The sequence below is a fragment of the Pantoea anthophila genome (assembly GCF_026104315.1).
GTDB lineage: Bacteria > Pseudomonadota > Gammaproteobacteria > Enterobacterales > Enterobacteriaceae > Pantoea > Pantoea anthophila.
The window spans coordinates 3556163-3570323 of the sequence record NZ_CP110473.1; the positions used below are offsets into that span (position 1 = coordinate 3556163).

Here is a 14161-nt window from a genome sequence, read left to right on the forward strand (position 1 = left end):
CATCGTGTTATGAAGGGAGCGTGCTATCATCGGCGCTCTTTTCATCACACAGGAGTCACAGGATGAATGCCGTCGTTATCCTCTGTACTGCCCCCGATCAGGCCACGGCGCAACAGCTTGCGACCCTGGCGCTGGAAGCCAGGCTGGCGGCCTGCGTGACCCTGCTGCCCGGCGCGACCTCCTGCTATCTCTGGCAGGGCCGGATTGAGCAGAGCAGTGAAGTGCAGATGCTGCTGAAGTGCGACAGCAATCACCAGCAGGCGCTGTGCGATCTGCTTAAAGCCGCGCACCCTTACGACGTGCCCGAACTGCTGGCACTGCCGGTTCAACATGGAGACAGTGAATACTTGTCATGGCTGCACGCATCTCTCGCTTAATAACGCTTCTGCTGACGCTGTTTGTCTGTCTGCAGGCGCACGCTTCCCTCTTTTCCAGTCCGGCGACCGGCCGCTTTGTGCCCGTCGACCAGGCCTTTACGTTTGATTTCGACCAGCAGGGCGCGCAGCTCAATCTGCACTGGAAAGTGAAGTCAGGCTATTACCTCTATCGCCAGCAGATTCACATCACGCCACAGAATGCGACCCTCGCGCCGCTGACGCTGCCTGCCGGCGAGCCGCATGAAGATGAATTTTTCGGCAAGAGTGAGATCTATCCGCAGGATCTGACGCTGCCGGTGACGCTGCAACAGGCAGGCCCCGGTGCCACGCTCAGCGTGACTTATCAGGGCTGTGCGGCTGCCGGCTTCTGCTACCCGCCGGAGACGCGATCCGTGCCGCTGAATGCGGTAGCCACAGACAGCCGGCCAGCGCCCGCCAGCCCTAAGCCTGAGGTTCAGCCCGCCTCCGCCAGCCCGCTGCCCTTTTCGCCACTGTGGGCGTTGCTGATCGGCATCGGCGTCGCCTTTACGCCCTGCGTGCTGCCGATGTACCCGCTGATCGCCGGCATTATCCTGGGCGGCCAGCGCCATTATTCGCTGGGACGCCTGTTTGCCCTGGCAATGGTCTACGTGCAGGGGATGGCGCTGACCTACACGCTGCTGGGCGTGGTGGTCGCCGCAGCCGGTCTGCGTTTCCAGGCCGCCCTGCAGCATCCCTGGGTGCTCATCACGCTCTCGCTGCTGTTTATCGTGCTGGCTCTCTCCATGTTTGGCCTGTTTACGCTGCAACTGCCCGCCAGTCTGCAAACCCGCCTGACCCTGTGGAGCAATCGCCAGCGGGGCGGATCGCTGCCCGGCGTCTTCCTGATGGGAGCGCTGGCGGGATTGATCTGCTCGCCCTGCACTACGGCTCCGCTCAGCGCCATTCTGCTCTACATCGCGCAGAGCGGAAATCTGTGGGCCGGTGCCGGCACGCTGTGGCTCTATGCCGTCGGGATGGGGCTGCCACTGATCGCCGTGACCCTGTTTGGTAACCGCCTGCTGCCGAAAAGCGGCCCGTGGATGCAGACCGTCAAGGAGGGCTTCGGGTTTGTCATCCTGGCGCTGCCGGTGTTCCTGCTGGAGCGCATCGTGGGCGAGGCCTGGGGATGGCGGCTCTGGAGTCTGCTTGGCGTGGCGTTCTTTGGCTGGGCGTTCAGCCTCAGCCTGCGTGCCAGCAGCGGAAAGTGGCGCGTGGTGCAGATTGTCATGCTGACCGCTGCGCTGATCAGTGCGCGACCCTTGCAGGACTGGGCCTTTGGCGATCCGGCCACGCAGCAGGCGGTAACCCCTCTGCCGTTCCAGACCCTTCAGACGCCGCAGCAGCTCGACAGTGCGCTGCAGCAGGCCCGCGGTCGCATCACGATGGTCGATCTCTATGCTGACTGGTGCGTCGCCTGTAAAGAGTTTGAAAAATATACCTTCAGTGACCGCGCCGTGCGCGATAGCCTGCGTCAGGTGCAGCTAATGCAGGCCAACGTCACCGACAACAACGCCCGCGACAACGCACTGTTACAGCATCTTCAGGTGCTGGGCTTACCCACAATTCTGTTCTTTGATGCGCAGGGCCGCGAAATCCCCGGTTCGCGTATCACCGGGTTTCTGGATGCCGCTGACTTCCGCGCGCATTTGCAGAAACTTACCCCGTAAACAACACTGGAGTCAGGTCATTGCCCGGTAAAACAGCCGGGCCTGCATACCAGAGGAGAGTCACTTGCAGCGTGAACAGATACTCGAGCATGCATTGAATGTGCTTGAACAGAACGGCCTCGCCGCCACCCTCTCATTGGAAAACCTGGCGGGTTCCGGATTACCTTCAGAGCAGCTCCGGCTGTTCTGGCCCGACCGCGACGCCCTGCTCTACGATGCGCTGCGCTATCACGGGCAGCAGATTGAAACCTGGCGTCGCCAGATCCTGCTGGATGGGTCGCTGTCGGCAGATCAGAAACTGATGGCACGCTACGAAGTCCTGAGTGAACAGGTCAGCAAAGGGCGTTTTCCGGGCTGCCTGTTTATCGCCGCCTGCAGCTTCTACCCGCAGCCCGATCAGCCCATTCACCAGCTGGCCGAGCAGCAGAAACGCGGCTCCTGGCAGTTTACTCATGAGATTCTGGTGGAACAGGGTCTGGATAACCCCAGCATGGTCGCCGACCAGATGGAGCTGATTCTTGAGGGCTGCCTGAGCAAGCTGCTGGTGAAGCGCAACGTGCAGGATGTCGCCACCGCTCAGCGCCTGGCGGAAGATGTTTACAACATCGCACTGTGCCGCAAAAACGGGGCGCTGGCCTGAGGTTTTACCCCTTTTGACTGAAAAGCAGGCAATCAGTCACCTTTTCCGGGGTTTTTTAGTGAAAGCCGTTGACGGCCTGCGGCCTTTACGGTTTAATGCGCCCCGTTGCCCGAATAGCTCAGTCGGTAGAGCAGGGGATTGAAAATCCCCGTGTCCCTGGTTCGATTCCGGGTTCGGGCACCATATTTAAAGAACCCGCCTCTGGCGGGTTTTTGCTTTTCAGAGCGAACCCGTTATCGAAGGTTCAATAGACTCGCCACTTCCTGTGGCTCGCCCATCCCCTTCAATTCACGCTTCGTCAGGCCCACTCAGCGTCTGACTGCCGATGTTCGTAAAATAGTTCCCCTGAACCAGTTCGCTGCTGACAAAATCCACAAATGCTCTGACCTTCGAGGATAAATGGCGGTTAGAAGGCCAGATTAGCGACATCGATCCTAATGGCAGCATGTATTCAGTCAGTAAAGGGACGAGTAATTCTTTTTCAAATGCTTCTTCAGCAACATAGACCGGCAGATGAGCTACGCCTGATCCATCAATGGCTGCCCGCAACCCAGCGTGAGTATTGTTGAATATAAGATCCCTGGGAAGGTCCAGGTTTTCAAAATCGGCAGAGAAAGCCCAACTGGCGATTCGACCACTTGAGGGATATTTGAAATGTATGCAGCGATGGTGGACCAGATCAGCAGGGTTCAAAGGGATGCCATGCGTTTTTAGATACTCTCTGCTGGCACAGACGACAAAATACTGCTCTCCCAGCTTTCTGCTCACAAGGCGGTTATCTGCCAGCTCACCACTTCTCACCGCGACATCTATTCCTTCCGCAATCAGATCCACCACGCGATCTTCAAAATCGATATCAAGCTGTATATCAGGGTACTTTTCAATAAAACGTGGAAGTATGGGCATCAAAAGGGAATGCCCGAAAATTTGCGGCACGCTGATATGTAATCTGCCGCAGGGCGTGATGCGCGTTTCGGCAATCAGAGCTCTGGCATCGCGAATCTCATTCAGGATGAACTTACACCGTTCATAGAAGACATTCCCTTCTTCAGTCAGACCGATGCTGCGCGTTGTCCGATGAAAAAGCCTTACCCCGAGTTCGTCTTCAAGTTTCGCCACGCTCTTTGCAATCGCTGAAGAAGAGATGCCTGACACCCTTGCCGCTGCAACATAGCTGCCCAGTTCAGCTGTATAAACAAACGCCCTGAGACCTCGCAGACTCTCCATCCCCCCTCCAATTGTGGAATTTTTTTCCTTAGTGTAAGTACCTTTACTTATATTTACAATGATGTCACTGCATTTTAGTCTTGATGAAAATGAATTGTTAAATTACCTGAAAGGCACTGTCGCTTGTCAAATTTTCAAAATAGTAAGAGTACCTCCCCGGCTTTATTAATTCCGTTAATAAACCGGATGAAACTCTTTTTATAACCTTCAAAAAACTGAAAGCTTGACTGTTATTTTTTGGTCAAAGGAAACCCTTATATGGAGAAGCATCGTGAGTGAATTAGTACATACCCTTTCGCCTGAAACTGTTATTGACAATGGATTGGTTATCTATTTTGCTGGTTCAATCAGAGCCGGACGGGATGATGTTCCTGTTTACGCGAAACTGATTAATAAGCTCAAGGGCTACGGTAAAGTTATTACCGAACACGTGGGTGATTACAGTTTATCTGATGGTGGTCAGTCTTTCCTGGGTGACAAATTTATTCATGACCGTGATTTGCACTGGCTGCGCCATTCCCAGGTAGTTGTCGCTGAAGTCACAACTCCAAGTCTGGGAGTAGGTTATGAAATTGCGACGGCAATCAGCTGGCGTATTCCTGTTATCACGCTCTACAGAAAAAATGAAAAAAACGTTTCAGCCATGATATCTGGCAGTGATGGATGTCGCCATTATGATTATCAGCAGGTTGAAGATGCCTTTCAGATTATCGAAAGTGAAATGGCGAAGTTAGGTTATGAGGTCGCCCATGAATCGTAATATTACGCATGCGCTGGTTAATACCGTAAATAACATCATGATGAATGGTAACGATGTTGGCTCACGCGATCAGGAGCAACGGGAAGTTCTCTCTACATTAACCAAAATCAGCCATCCCACAGAGCGATTCCTGGTATTACCCCACAGAAATAATAACGTCTTTGCGCAGGTTGCAGAAACGATGTGGGTACTCGCTGGACGGGATGATCTGCACTTCCTTAAACATTATCTTCCTCGCGCAGAAGACTATTCCGATGACTCACTGACCTGGCGAGCAGCCTACGGACCCCGGTTACGCAAATGGAAAGGGAAAGTAGACCAGTTGCAGGGAGTAGTGAATCGCCTTAGAGAAGATCCGCTGACAAAACGTGCAGTAATGAATATCTTTGATCCTGAAACGGATTATCAGGAAACAAAAGATGTTCCCTGTAATAACTGGCTGCACTTCATCCAGCGAGGCGGTTATCTTGATTTACATGTTACTGTCCGCGCGAATGATGCCATCTGGGGATTCAGCGGCATTAATTTTTTTGAGTGGAGCGTTTTACACGAAATTATTGCTAATACGCTTGGGTGGAAAGTCGGAAAGTTATCCTGGTATGTAGGCACATTCCATATCTATAACCGTCATTACTCGACTGCAGAGAAAATCAGCAGCATGAAGAACCCGGTAAGCATGTACGAATGCCAGATTAACCCGACCAAAATAACCACGTGTGCAGAAAATATTGATGAAGTGTTGGCAATGGTTTTTCAGGCTGAAGAGGCTTCACGAAACGGCAACTTTAAAAATTCGTCTGAGATCGAGAAGAATATAGCCGATCCTTTTTTCAGAAAGGCCGCGACCTTGTTGAAAATTTATAATGCGCTGCAGCTAAATGTCGATCGGGACATTATCAATAATTACCTCAAAGAGCTGGGCAATAGTGATTTCCACATTGCCGCACTTGAATATCTGAGCAGGAAATGGAAATCCCAGGAAACATTGGCAGCAGTCAGCACAATTTCAGATGAATTTTATCAGGCATTTACCTCAATGAAGAACCCGGTAAATAGCATTCTAATCACTTAGTTTTAAAGGTCTCTGCGTGAAAACTACATTAAAAATTTCAGTGCCAAACCTAAAACGTTCCAGACTATTTGTTGCATCGACAATATTAAATGCAACGGGTGGTGGATTGATCATGGCGTTTATGATGATCTACTTTGACAGAACGACAACGCTTACGCTCTCAATAATAGGCGTAGCTATTGCCACAGGCCGTGCCCTTTCCTCTTTAGTACCTGTCCTGATAGGAAGGTTACTGGACAGACTCGGTCCTAAAAAACTGTCGATATGGGGCGATTTTATCAGCGGCGCGGGTTTTGTCATGTGTCTTTTCGCCAGAGACCCTTTTACCATAATGCTGACGCAGTTTTTTACCCAGGCAGGATCTCATATTTTCTGGACGAGCAACCGAGGGCTGGTTTCACTGGCTTCAGGTGGGAAAGGGACTCAAACCTGGTTCGGACTTATTGCGTCTATCAGGAATATTGGTCTGGGACTGGGCACCATCTTTACTTCACTGGCTTTTTCTGTTGATTCTGACAGCAGTCTGCATTTTATTGTTATTGCGTCGGCATCACTTTACTTTCTATCCTGCCTGGCACTTTTGATGTGGCATCCTGTAGCCGTGCAGACGGTAAAGAATAGCCACAAAAAAGCAGAAAGTCATAATATTAGAAAAGTGTTGAGCGATCCCAGCTATCGCCAGCTTCTGATTGTCAACTTTGGCTTAGTCATTGCTGCAATGGTTATTCCGCTCGTAATTGTTATTTATGCAACCAAACAACTTGGCCTTCCTGCTTTTTTCTCAGGCGGACTGGTCATTTTAAACACGGCCATCGTGGCGCTAATCAGCACCCATATTGCATCATGGACAAAAGAGAACGATCCCGTCCAGAACATAAAACACGCTTATTACCTGAATATTCTTTCATTCATTATTTTCTGGTGTGCCAGCATAACTTTAAATAACCAGATAGTTACTGGTGGGCTGTTAATTGTTGCGATGCTTATTTACAGCCTTGCAGAAATGTTATCTACGCCGTCGGTTAATATGCTAAGTATAAAACTAGCCCCGGAAGTAAATAATGGAAATTACATGGCTGCCTTTCAGATGACCTGGTCGGCAGGAATGACGTTGTCTCCGGCAATTTTTGGCTGGCTGCTGGATATGAATACGCATTCCACCTGGATAGTCCTGCTCTTACTGACCGCAGTCACTTTTAGTCTGGGATTCAAAAATTTAAAAGGAGGAGTTAATGAATACAACTATTAATGGAAATAAAAGCATACTGGTTATTGAGCCGATCGGTATGGGAGGAGAGCTGCTTCTTAAGGCAATACGCGCACTGGGTTATCATTCAGTCGTCGCCACAACAGAAGAAGTCTATGACTCCATGCTGCAAGAAGTCTCAGGCATGATTGATGACCTCATTTTTCTGGACTTTTCAGTGCGCCAGCTGGCCATTGAGACGCTGGTCAGCGAAGCGAAGAAGAAAGGCGTTTCCGGGGTAGTTGTCGCCTGGGAGTTCCTGACAGATATCGCAGCAGAAGTCGCACAAAGGCTCGATCTTTGCGGTCCGGATGCCTCGCTTTCCAGAGCCAGAAGAAACAAATATGACATGTACCGCACGCTGTCGAAGGCAGAGTGTCCGTTACCGGCACTGCTGGCGGTATTAACCGACAAGGATGATGTGCATCAACTTCCTCTGGAAGAGCTGGCGTTTCCTCTGGTGGTCAAACCGGCTGAAAATGCAGCCTCCTTTGGCGTTTCAGTGCTGATGGAGTGCAACGAGTTTCCTCAGGCATGTAAAGACGCATCACAATGGACACATGAATATCCACACGGTATTCCTTTCAGCAAAGAAATTCTGGTTCAGGAATATATTCCTGGACAGGAGTTTAGTGTTGAAGGCCTTTCCGTCTCAGGTCGATATGCGCCCTGGGGTGTGACAATGAAGTTCACCACGCCCGGCAAAGCTCGTGCAGAAACCGGACACATTTTCCCGGCGCCTGTTCCTGACGCCTTACGCGATGAGATTCTGAACGTTGCCACTCAGGCGGTTATTGCCCTGGGCATCACGAATGGCATAAGCCATACCGAAATCAAATTAGACAAAGAAGGAAAGCCACGCGTTATTGAGAGCTGTTCACGGCCAGCAGGTGACTATATTCCTCGCCTTGTCGCCCTTTCCACCGATCAGGACCCGCTTGAAATCTATGCCCGCCAGGCTGTCGGTATGCTGGATAGTGACTTTAAACCTGCCGCGCCTAAACGCTATTGTGCCATTCAGTTTGTCCGGCCTGACGCCGAAGGCGTTTTAAAGCAGCTTGAAATTCCTTCCAGGCTGGAAAATGCATCCGTCATTGAAACCCGCTCTACCGTTAGTGAAAATTCACCGGTAAAACCGGGCTCAACAAATATTGAACGTCTGGGATGGGCCATTTTTACCGCTGATTCTGAGCAGTCAATACTTTTGGCTATGGATGAATTTTCACAAAGCACCAGGGTCTCTATCGTATGAGTGATTTTCCCGTACTCTGCATCCGCTCGCTGGATATAAGCCAGGCATCACCTTTTCTCGAAATGGCATGGGAAACGATCAAAAGCAGGCACAGTGATTCAAGACTGCTGCTCAAAGATCAGCCTCACTTTTCGTCTCCGATGGGGCCTGATGCCGCAATTGACGATGCCCAAAGTGAGCGTCAACCGGCTTACGTCAGCCATGTTATTTCCTGGTCTATTCCCAATGAAAGGACCATTGAAGACATCACTTTGTCAGAAGGCGTCAGCGCGGTCCCTGGCCCAATTAATGCTGTCTATAAGCTCGCCGATAAAAGAGCAACCAAAATGCTTTTTGAGCAATTCGCCCTTCCTACGCCGCGCTGGGAACTTCTGGACCGAGAATTTACACATGGCGAGCTTTTAAAACCGGGCTGCAGAGACAAACTTGAGCAGGAACTGGTCAGCCATATTGCTTTTCCCGTCATTCTGAAACCTCTGTGGGATTGTATGGGGCATGGTATTGAGATAATCAGTAACAAAGACCAGCTGATCAAGACGCTGAGTCAGAATCAGCGCAAGAATATTTTAATTGAGTCCTTTATTGATGGTGCGCTTGGTTGCATAGAAATTGCTGGTACGCCGGGGAATTACTTTTTCCAGCCTCCCTGTTATACCGGCCAGAGTTCACTGGGAGTTCGCTCTGATTTTGATACGATACGCGTCTGTCATCCTGGTCTTTTCAGCAAACAGTTAACCGGTGAGGTCCAGACAAAACTGATTCTCCTATTAAATCACCTGGGGTTCAATGGTGTCTGCTGCGTCGATTTTATTGTTACGGAAAACAGCCTTTATCTTCTGGAAATTAACCCACGTATTAGCGGAATCAGTTGCCTGAGCTCAGCAGCAAGCGGCATCAATTCATTTGAGTCAACGTACCTTATTTCTTCGGGTCAATGGCAGGCACCGCTTCCTTATCAAAGTCGTCAGGGAGCCGCTCTGCAACTGGGCGGGAAATATGCAGATGAAATCAGTTCTGTTATTCGCGACGAAGGCAATAACGTCACAGTTTACCGTGACAACATCATTACGGTAGACGGAAAAGACTCACGAAATATGATTGCCGGCGGAACGATCAGCAGCATTGAGAATGTGTTGCAGTCTGTTCAGCATAGCTCGCTTAGCTTTATCGCTTCAACGCTACGCATAGCTTAGTCCCGCACAGTATTGCCTGACGTAATCAGGAGCAGGTCTGCCTGGCGTCCCGCTTTACAGGCTGATACATCCGGGATAAAAAGTTGATAATGTCGTGTGGATGCAATTATCTGGTCAGGATGTTTTTTGTCCTGCCTGTTACGGCCCTTTTCAACGGGTGATAATTAAAATGTCAGCGGTAGTGCGGTGTACTCGCAGATGACGCCGCTTTCCTCAACCCGTCTCTGGCGGGTTGAGGTTTTGTTTATCACGCCCTTATCCTTCCACCCACACCGCCCCGGCATCTGCCGATTTCACGCACTGCGCGACCCAGCGCACGCCGGTTAACCCGGCATGCACATCGGGATACCAGAAATCCTGCAGGAAAGCGGTGTCGCGGCGATCGGTGGCGTCCATCGCCAGCGCGAAGCGGCGATAGAGATTTGACCAGGCCTCAAACAGCCCCTCCGGATGCCCGCCGCCGATGCGATCCTCTTCCAGCGCGCGCGGGGTGAGATAGCCCATGCCACGCTCCAGAATCCGCACCGGCTCGCCCTGCACTTCATAGCGCAGCTGGTTGGGCTGCTCATCCCACCACTCCAGGCTGGCTTTCGCGCCAACGACGCGAATCTTCTGCCCGTGCATGGAACCGGCATTGACCGCCGAGGCCCAGAGCGTGCCGACCGCGCCGTTGTCATACTCCATCATCACAAAAGCGTTATCCTCCAGCGGCGCGCGCGAGGCAACAAAGCTCTGGCGCGCACAGAGCAGCCGCGTCATCTTCAGCTGCGGCAGCATGGTTTCGGCGATAAACAGCGGATGCGTGGCCAGATCGCCTAATACATAGCTCGGCCCGACAAAACGCGGGTCTACCCGCCAGCGGGTACTTTCACTCTGCAGCTCCACCGCCTCATTATGGAAACCGTGAGCAAACTGCATGTTCACAATGCGAATCTCGCCCAGCGCCCCTGCCGCGATCATCTCTCTGGCCTGATGGATCAGCTGATGTCCGGCGTAGCCGTAGGTGACGCCAACAATCTTCTGCTTCTCCCGGCTGAGCTGCTCGAGCTCATCGGCCTCATCGACCGTAAAACAGAGCGGCTTCTCACACACCACATGCAGTCCGGCATTCAGCGCTGCCCGACAGATGGCAAAGTGGGTGTTGTTTGGCGTGGCGATGGACACCGCTTCAATCCCCTCTTCCCGCGCAGCCTCGCCGGCGAAGAGGCTGGCGTAATCGGGATAGCAGCGATCGGGCGCCACGCCCAGCGCCTGACCAAACTCGCGTCCGCGCCCGGCATCAATATCGAATGCGCCCGCCAGCAGCGTGAAGTTACCGTCACGCTGCGCCGCCGAACGGTGGATGTAGCCGATCTGGCTGGTGCCGCCGCCGCCGATCATCCCCCAGCGCAGTGAGCGATTAGCCGCTTTTTTTCCGTTAATCATGCTGTTGCCCTCAGAATCCTGTTGATCGGAGATAGTCCAGGCTGGCTTTCACATCGCGCAGGCTGGTGTCGGCATGGCGTGGGTCACGCTCCTGTTCAATGGTGATCCAGCCGCGGTAATGGCGTTCCCTCAGCAGCGCATGCACGGCCGGATAGTCGATTGCGCCCTGGCCCAGCGGGCACATGACGCCCTCCGCGCAGGCGGTGAAGAAGTCGACTCCGCGCGTGATGGCGTCCTGCCAGACCCGCAGATTCACATCTTTAAAATGGAGATAGTCGATGCGCGTCCAGTACTTTTGCAGCGCCGCCACCGGGTCCATCCCGGCGTAACAGAGGTGGCCGGTATCCAGGCACAGCCCCGCGACCTGATGCGGAATATCCCTGACCAGCTGCGCCAGCTCATCGGCGAATTCGATGCAGCCACCCGCGTGCGGATGGATCACCGGCCGCACGCCATACTCCCGCCAGGCAATGTCGCTCAGAATGGTGATGTGCTGCATCATGCGCTGCCACGCATCTGCGGAGAGCCGGGGGGCCTTCTCTGACTGACCGGCATATTTCGCCCGTTCCGGATTGCCGAAGTCGATAATCACCAGATAGGGCGCGCTGGCTCCCGGGGTTTTCGCTGCTGTCGGGACACGGGCGAGCGTGCGGCAGAGGTTGTGGGTCAGCGTCACCAGCGTGGGGAAATGAGCCTCACTGACCAGATCGTCAAAGATCGTGCCCGCCACCAGCGAAAGCTGATGCGCATCGAGTTGCCGGGTCAGCTCAGCCGGATCGGTGGGCAGGTAGCCCCACGGCCCCAGTTCGATGGCCGGATAGCCCGCCTGCGCGGCCTCGGTCAGGACTTTCTGCCAGGGTGGCAGCCAGGGATTGGCGGGATCGTCCACGCCCCAGCTACAGGGCGCATTAGCAATGTGAAAGGTCATCGTGTCTGCCTCTGCAGTAAGAACTGCCGGCAGTATCAAACAAACGTTTCATCTCAGACAACGATGAAAGTTTCATTTTTTGATAGAGATCGCTTTTAAAAATTGCATTAAATGATAGATTTCTATCATTAAAAAGCTAACACCTTATTTCTACAGGTTTTCCCGCGTCACAATCTCAAAGGGCACGGTAATCTGCGCAAAGTGATCCCGCGGCTCCAGCCGCCCGTTCAGACAGGCCGAGACCACCGCTTCGGCCATCGCCTCAATACGATGGCGCAGCATCAGCGTGATGGTGCCGTCAATCAGCGCCAGCTCGTCGCCGGGCAGCGGGCCGTGGCACACCAGGTCGATCTGCGTGCGTCCGCTCTCACGCAGCGCCTGCACCACGCCCTCAATGCCGCCGCAGGGGGCATAAATCATGACCAGATCGTCATGACTCTCCAGCAGCGCCCGGGTGGCCTGGTAGCCCCCCTCTGCCGTCTCGTGCGTTTTCAGCGGCTCCAGCACGCGCTGGCTGATGCCCGACTCCCGCAGGGAGGAGCGAAAACTGATTTCGCTGCTCTCCTGACAGGTAAAGCGATGGTCGCCGATCAGCACGCCGACACACCCTGGCCGGTGCAGCAGGTGGCGGGCCATCCAGGCGGCAGTGCGGCCCGCCTTCTGGCTGTCGATGCCGATAAAGCCTGCATGTTCGCAGGCGGAGAAGTCGGAGAACAGGGCGTAAACCCGCACGCCGAGCCGCGAAACATCCTGAATCGCGTGACGAATCAGCGGATGATCCAGCGCCACCAGCGCGATCACGTCGCAGCACTGCGCCAGCTGCCGCACTGAACGGGCAACCGCCTCCACGTCATGAATATCATGCCAGCAGAAGACCGGTTCACTGCCTGCAGGCTGCTGCTGTTCCGCCTGCTGTTTCAGCGCTTCGCCCAGCTGCTGATAGAGCGAATAGCGCGCGGGCAGCAGGATAAAGCCAAAGCGTAACGCCTGCGCGGCGGGCGACGCGATATGCTGGCTGTGGGCCTGTGTCAGCTGATAGCCCAGCGATCTGGCGGCCGCCATCACCTTCTGCTCTGTGGCGCTGCGCACCGGTGCGCGACGGTTCAGCACCCGATCCACCGTGGCTACCCCCACGCCCGCCGCCTGGGCAACGGCGGTCATCGTCACTTTTGGCATCCTGTTTCTCCCTCTTCACGCTCTGTTGTGGTGACTGACGGTAACACTCTATCCCGGCACGCTCTTTTTCTCTCATTTATTTGATAGAAAACCTCACTCAAAGTTGATCGCTTTCGCAAAAATGAAACATCCATTTCTTTCTGCGTTCTCTTTAAAACAGTCATTTGCTAAAACCGGTGAAAGGCTTGTGCGAAAGCGGCGCGCAGACAGGCGTCCTCTTCACTCAGGAACCGTTCCTTCAACCTTGCCGGAGCAGAGAGATGAAAATCGCTTTTGATGTGGATGTGATTAAAGAGCTGGGCATCACCCGTATGGTTCATCAGGTCGCCGACTGGGGATATCAATATATCGAACAGTCGCCGCATCCACAGATCAACCCGTTTTATAAACATCCCAAAGCCAGCCGCGAAATCATCACCGAATATAAAAATGCGCTGCGTGCGACTGGCCTGGCGATCTCCTCGTTTATCGTCGTCTATCGCTGGTCCGGCCCGGATGAGCTGCGTCGTCAGGCGGCGGTGAAGAACTGGAAGCGGATGATTGAGATCGCGGTTGAGATGGGAGTACCGGTGATCAATACCGAACTCTCCGGCACACCAAACGAGCCGGAAATCTGCGAAGAGATGTTCTATCGCTCGATGGAGGAGCTGCTGCCGATCCTCGAACGAGAAGGAATACGCGTCGAAATTCAGGCGCATCCGTGGGATTTCTGCGAAGAGAACAACGAAACCGTGGATATCGTAAAGTCGTTCCGCAGCGATAACGTGAAGTATATCTACAGTGCGCCGCACACCTTCTTCTATGACAAAGGCAAAGGCGATGTGAAACCGATGCTGGAGTACGCCGGAGACGACCTCTCCCATATGCTGATTGCCGACACCATGAACCACACCCGCCACTGCCGCTACATCGTCAATCCGCCAGGCGTCGATGCCACTATTCATCAGCACGTCGGTGTTGGTGAAGGTGAGGTCGATTTCGACACTCTCTTCCAGACCCTGCGCGACACCGGCTTTGCCACACGCCGTTACAAAGTTGGCGGAGAGCCGATCATCGCGGCCTCGCTGTTTGGCTACCCGGAAAAGATGTCAGTTCAGGCCATTGAAACCCGCGAACGGATTGAGCGCGAACTGCTCTGATCCCCGCAGCCATGCAGCCCGGCAGTGATCCTCCGGGG

The 14161-nt window shown here is 53.5% G+C and carries 13 protein-coding genes and 1 tRNA gene; 10 read left to right on the forward strand and 4 right to left on the reverse strand.

The genetic code is table 11. The features are described from left to right. Positions 1-62: 62 nt before the first annotated feature. The 4 genes from cutA (at position 63) to OJ965_RS19130 (ending at position 2888) form a co-directional block, all read left to right on the forward strand. Complete coding sequence (gene cutA, locus OJ965_RS19115; protein ID WP_265137468.1) at positions 63-377, forward strand: divalent cation tolerance protein CutA; 315 nt, start codon at positions 63-65, stop codon at positions 375-377. Beyond that, positions 353-2065, forward strand: coding sequence for a protein-disulfide reductase DsbD (locus OJ965_RS19120; protein ID WP_265137470.1), 1713 nt, complete (start codon positions 353-355; stop codon positions 2063-2065). Before cutA ends, OJ965_RS19120 begins: the two co-directional genes overlap by 25 nt. A 64-nt stretch (positions 2066-2129) precedes the next feature. Then, complete coding sequence (dicD, locus tag OJ965_RS19125) at positions 2130-2705, forward strand: division control transcriptional repressor DicD (protein ID WP_009092508.1); 576 nt, start codon at positions 2130-2132, stop codon at positions 2703-2705. Between the two features lie 107 nt (positions 2706-2812). Then, positions 2813-2888, forward strand: a tRNA-Phe gene (locus tag OJ965_RS19130). 105 nt (positions 2889-2993) lie between these two features. Here OJ965_RS19130 and OJ965_RS19135 read toward each other — a convergent pair. Beyond that, positions 2994-3932 carry a LysR family transcriptional regulator gene (locus tag OJ965_RS19135; RefSeq protein ID WP_140028745.1) on the reverse strand — a complete coding sequence of 313 codons (939 nt, stop codon included), beginning with the start codon at positions 3930-3932 and terminating at the stop codon, positions 2994-2996. A gap of 271 nt (positions 3933-4203) precedes the next feature. Here OJ965_RS19135 and OJ965_RS19140 point away from each other — a divergent pair, with 271 nt between their 5' ends. From OJ965_RS19140 to OJ965_RS19160, 5 genes are read left to right on the forward strand one after another with little or no spacing between them, the layout of a single operon-like run. Further along, positions 4204-4692: a nucleoside 2-deoxyribosyltransferase gene (locus tag OJ965_RS19140; protein ID WP_161731759.1), complete on the forward strand. Its 489-nt coding sequence runs from the start codon at positions 4204-4206 to the stop codon at positions 4690-4692. Then, on the forward strand, positions 4682-5764 hold the full coding sequence (locus OJ965_RS19145; RefSeq protein WP_265137476.1) for a thymidylate synthase: 1083 nt from the start codon (positions 4682-4684) through the stop codon (positions 5762-5764). The genes OJ965_RS19140 and OJ965_RS19145 overlap by 11 nt, the downstream gene beginning before the upstream one ends. Positions 5765-5780: 16 nt before the next feature. Beyond that, positions 5781-7013 carry an MFS transporter gene (locus OJ965_RS19150; protein ID WP_140922731.1) on the forward strand — a complete coding sequence of 411 codons (1233 nt, stop codon included), beginning with the start codon at positions 5781-5783 and terminating at the stop codon, positions 7011-7013. After that, positions 6997-8262: an ATP-grasp domain-containing protein gene (locus OJ965_RS19155; protein WP_265137480.1), complete on the forward strand. Its 1266-nt coding sequence runs from the start codon at positions 6997-6999 to the stop codon at positions 8260-8262. The genes OJ965_RS19150 and OJ965_RS19155 overlap by 17 nt, the downstream gene beginning before the upstream one ends. Then, positions 8259-9455 (forward strand): ATP-binding protein, encoded by a 1197-nt coding sequence (locus OJ965_RS19160; protein ID WP_140028740.1) that lies wholly within the window; start codon positions 8259-8261, stop codon positions 9453-9455. Before OJ965_RS19155 ends, OJ965_RS19160 begins: the two co-directional genes overlap by 4 nt. Positions 9456-9710: 255 nt before the next feature. Here OJ965_RS19160 and OJ965_RS19165 read toward each other — a convergent pair whose 3' ends face one another. From OJ965_RS19165 to OJ965_RS19175, 3 genes are all read right to left on the reverse strand, one after another. After that, on the reverse strand, positions 9711-10880 hold the full coding sequence (locus OJ965_RS19165; protein ID WP_140922736.1) for a Gfo/Idh/MocA family protein: 1170 nt from the start codon (positions 10878-10880) through the stop codon (positions 9711-9713). A gap of 10 nt (positions 10881-10890) precedes the next feature. Continuing rightward, on the reverse strand, positions 10891-11808 hold the full coding sequence (locus tag OJ965_RS19170; RefSeq protein ID WP_265137483.1) for a sugar phosphate isomerase/epimerase: 918 nt from the start codon (positions 11806-11808) through the stop codon (positions 10891-10893). A 150-nt stretch (positions 11809-11958) separates the two neighbouring features. Then, positions 11959-12984 carry a LacI family DNA-binding transcriptional regulator gene (locus OJ965_RS19175; protein ID WP_265137485.1) on the reverse strand — a complete coding sequence of 342 codons (1026 nt, stop codon included), beginning with the start codon at positions 12982-12984 and terminating at the stop codon, positions 11959-11961. A 260-nt stretch (positions 12985-13244) separates the two neighbouring features. On the opposite strand from OJ965_RS19175, the gene OJ965_RS19180 reads away from it, so the two are divergent. After that, positions 13245-14123 (forward strand): sugar phosphate isomerase/epimerase family protein, encoded by an 879-nt coding sequence (locus OJ965_RS19180; protein WP_009092524.1) that lies wholly within the window; start codon positions 13245-13247, stop codon positions 14121-14123. Positions 14124-14161: the final 38 nt, after the last annotated feature.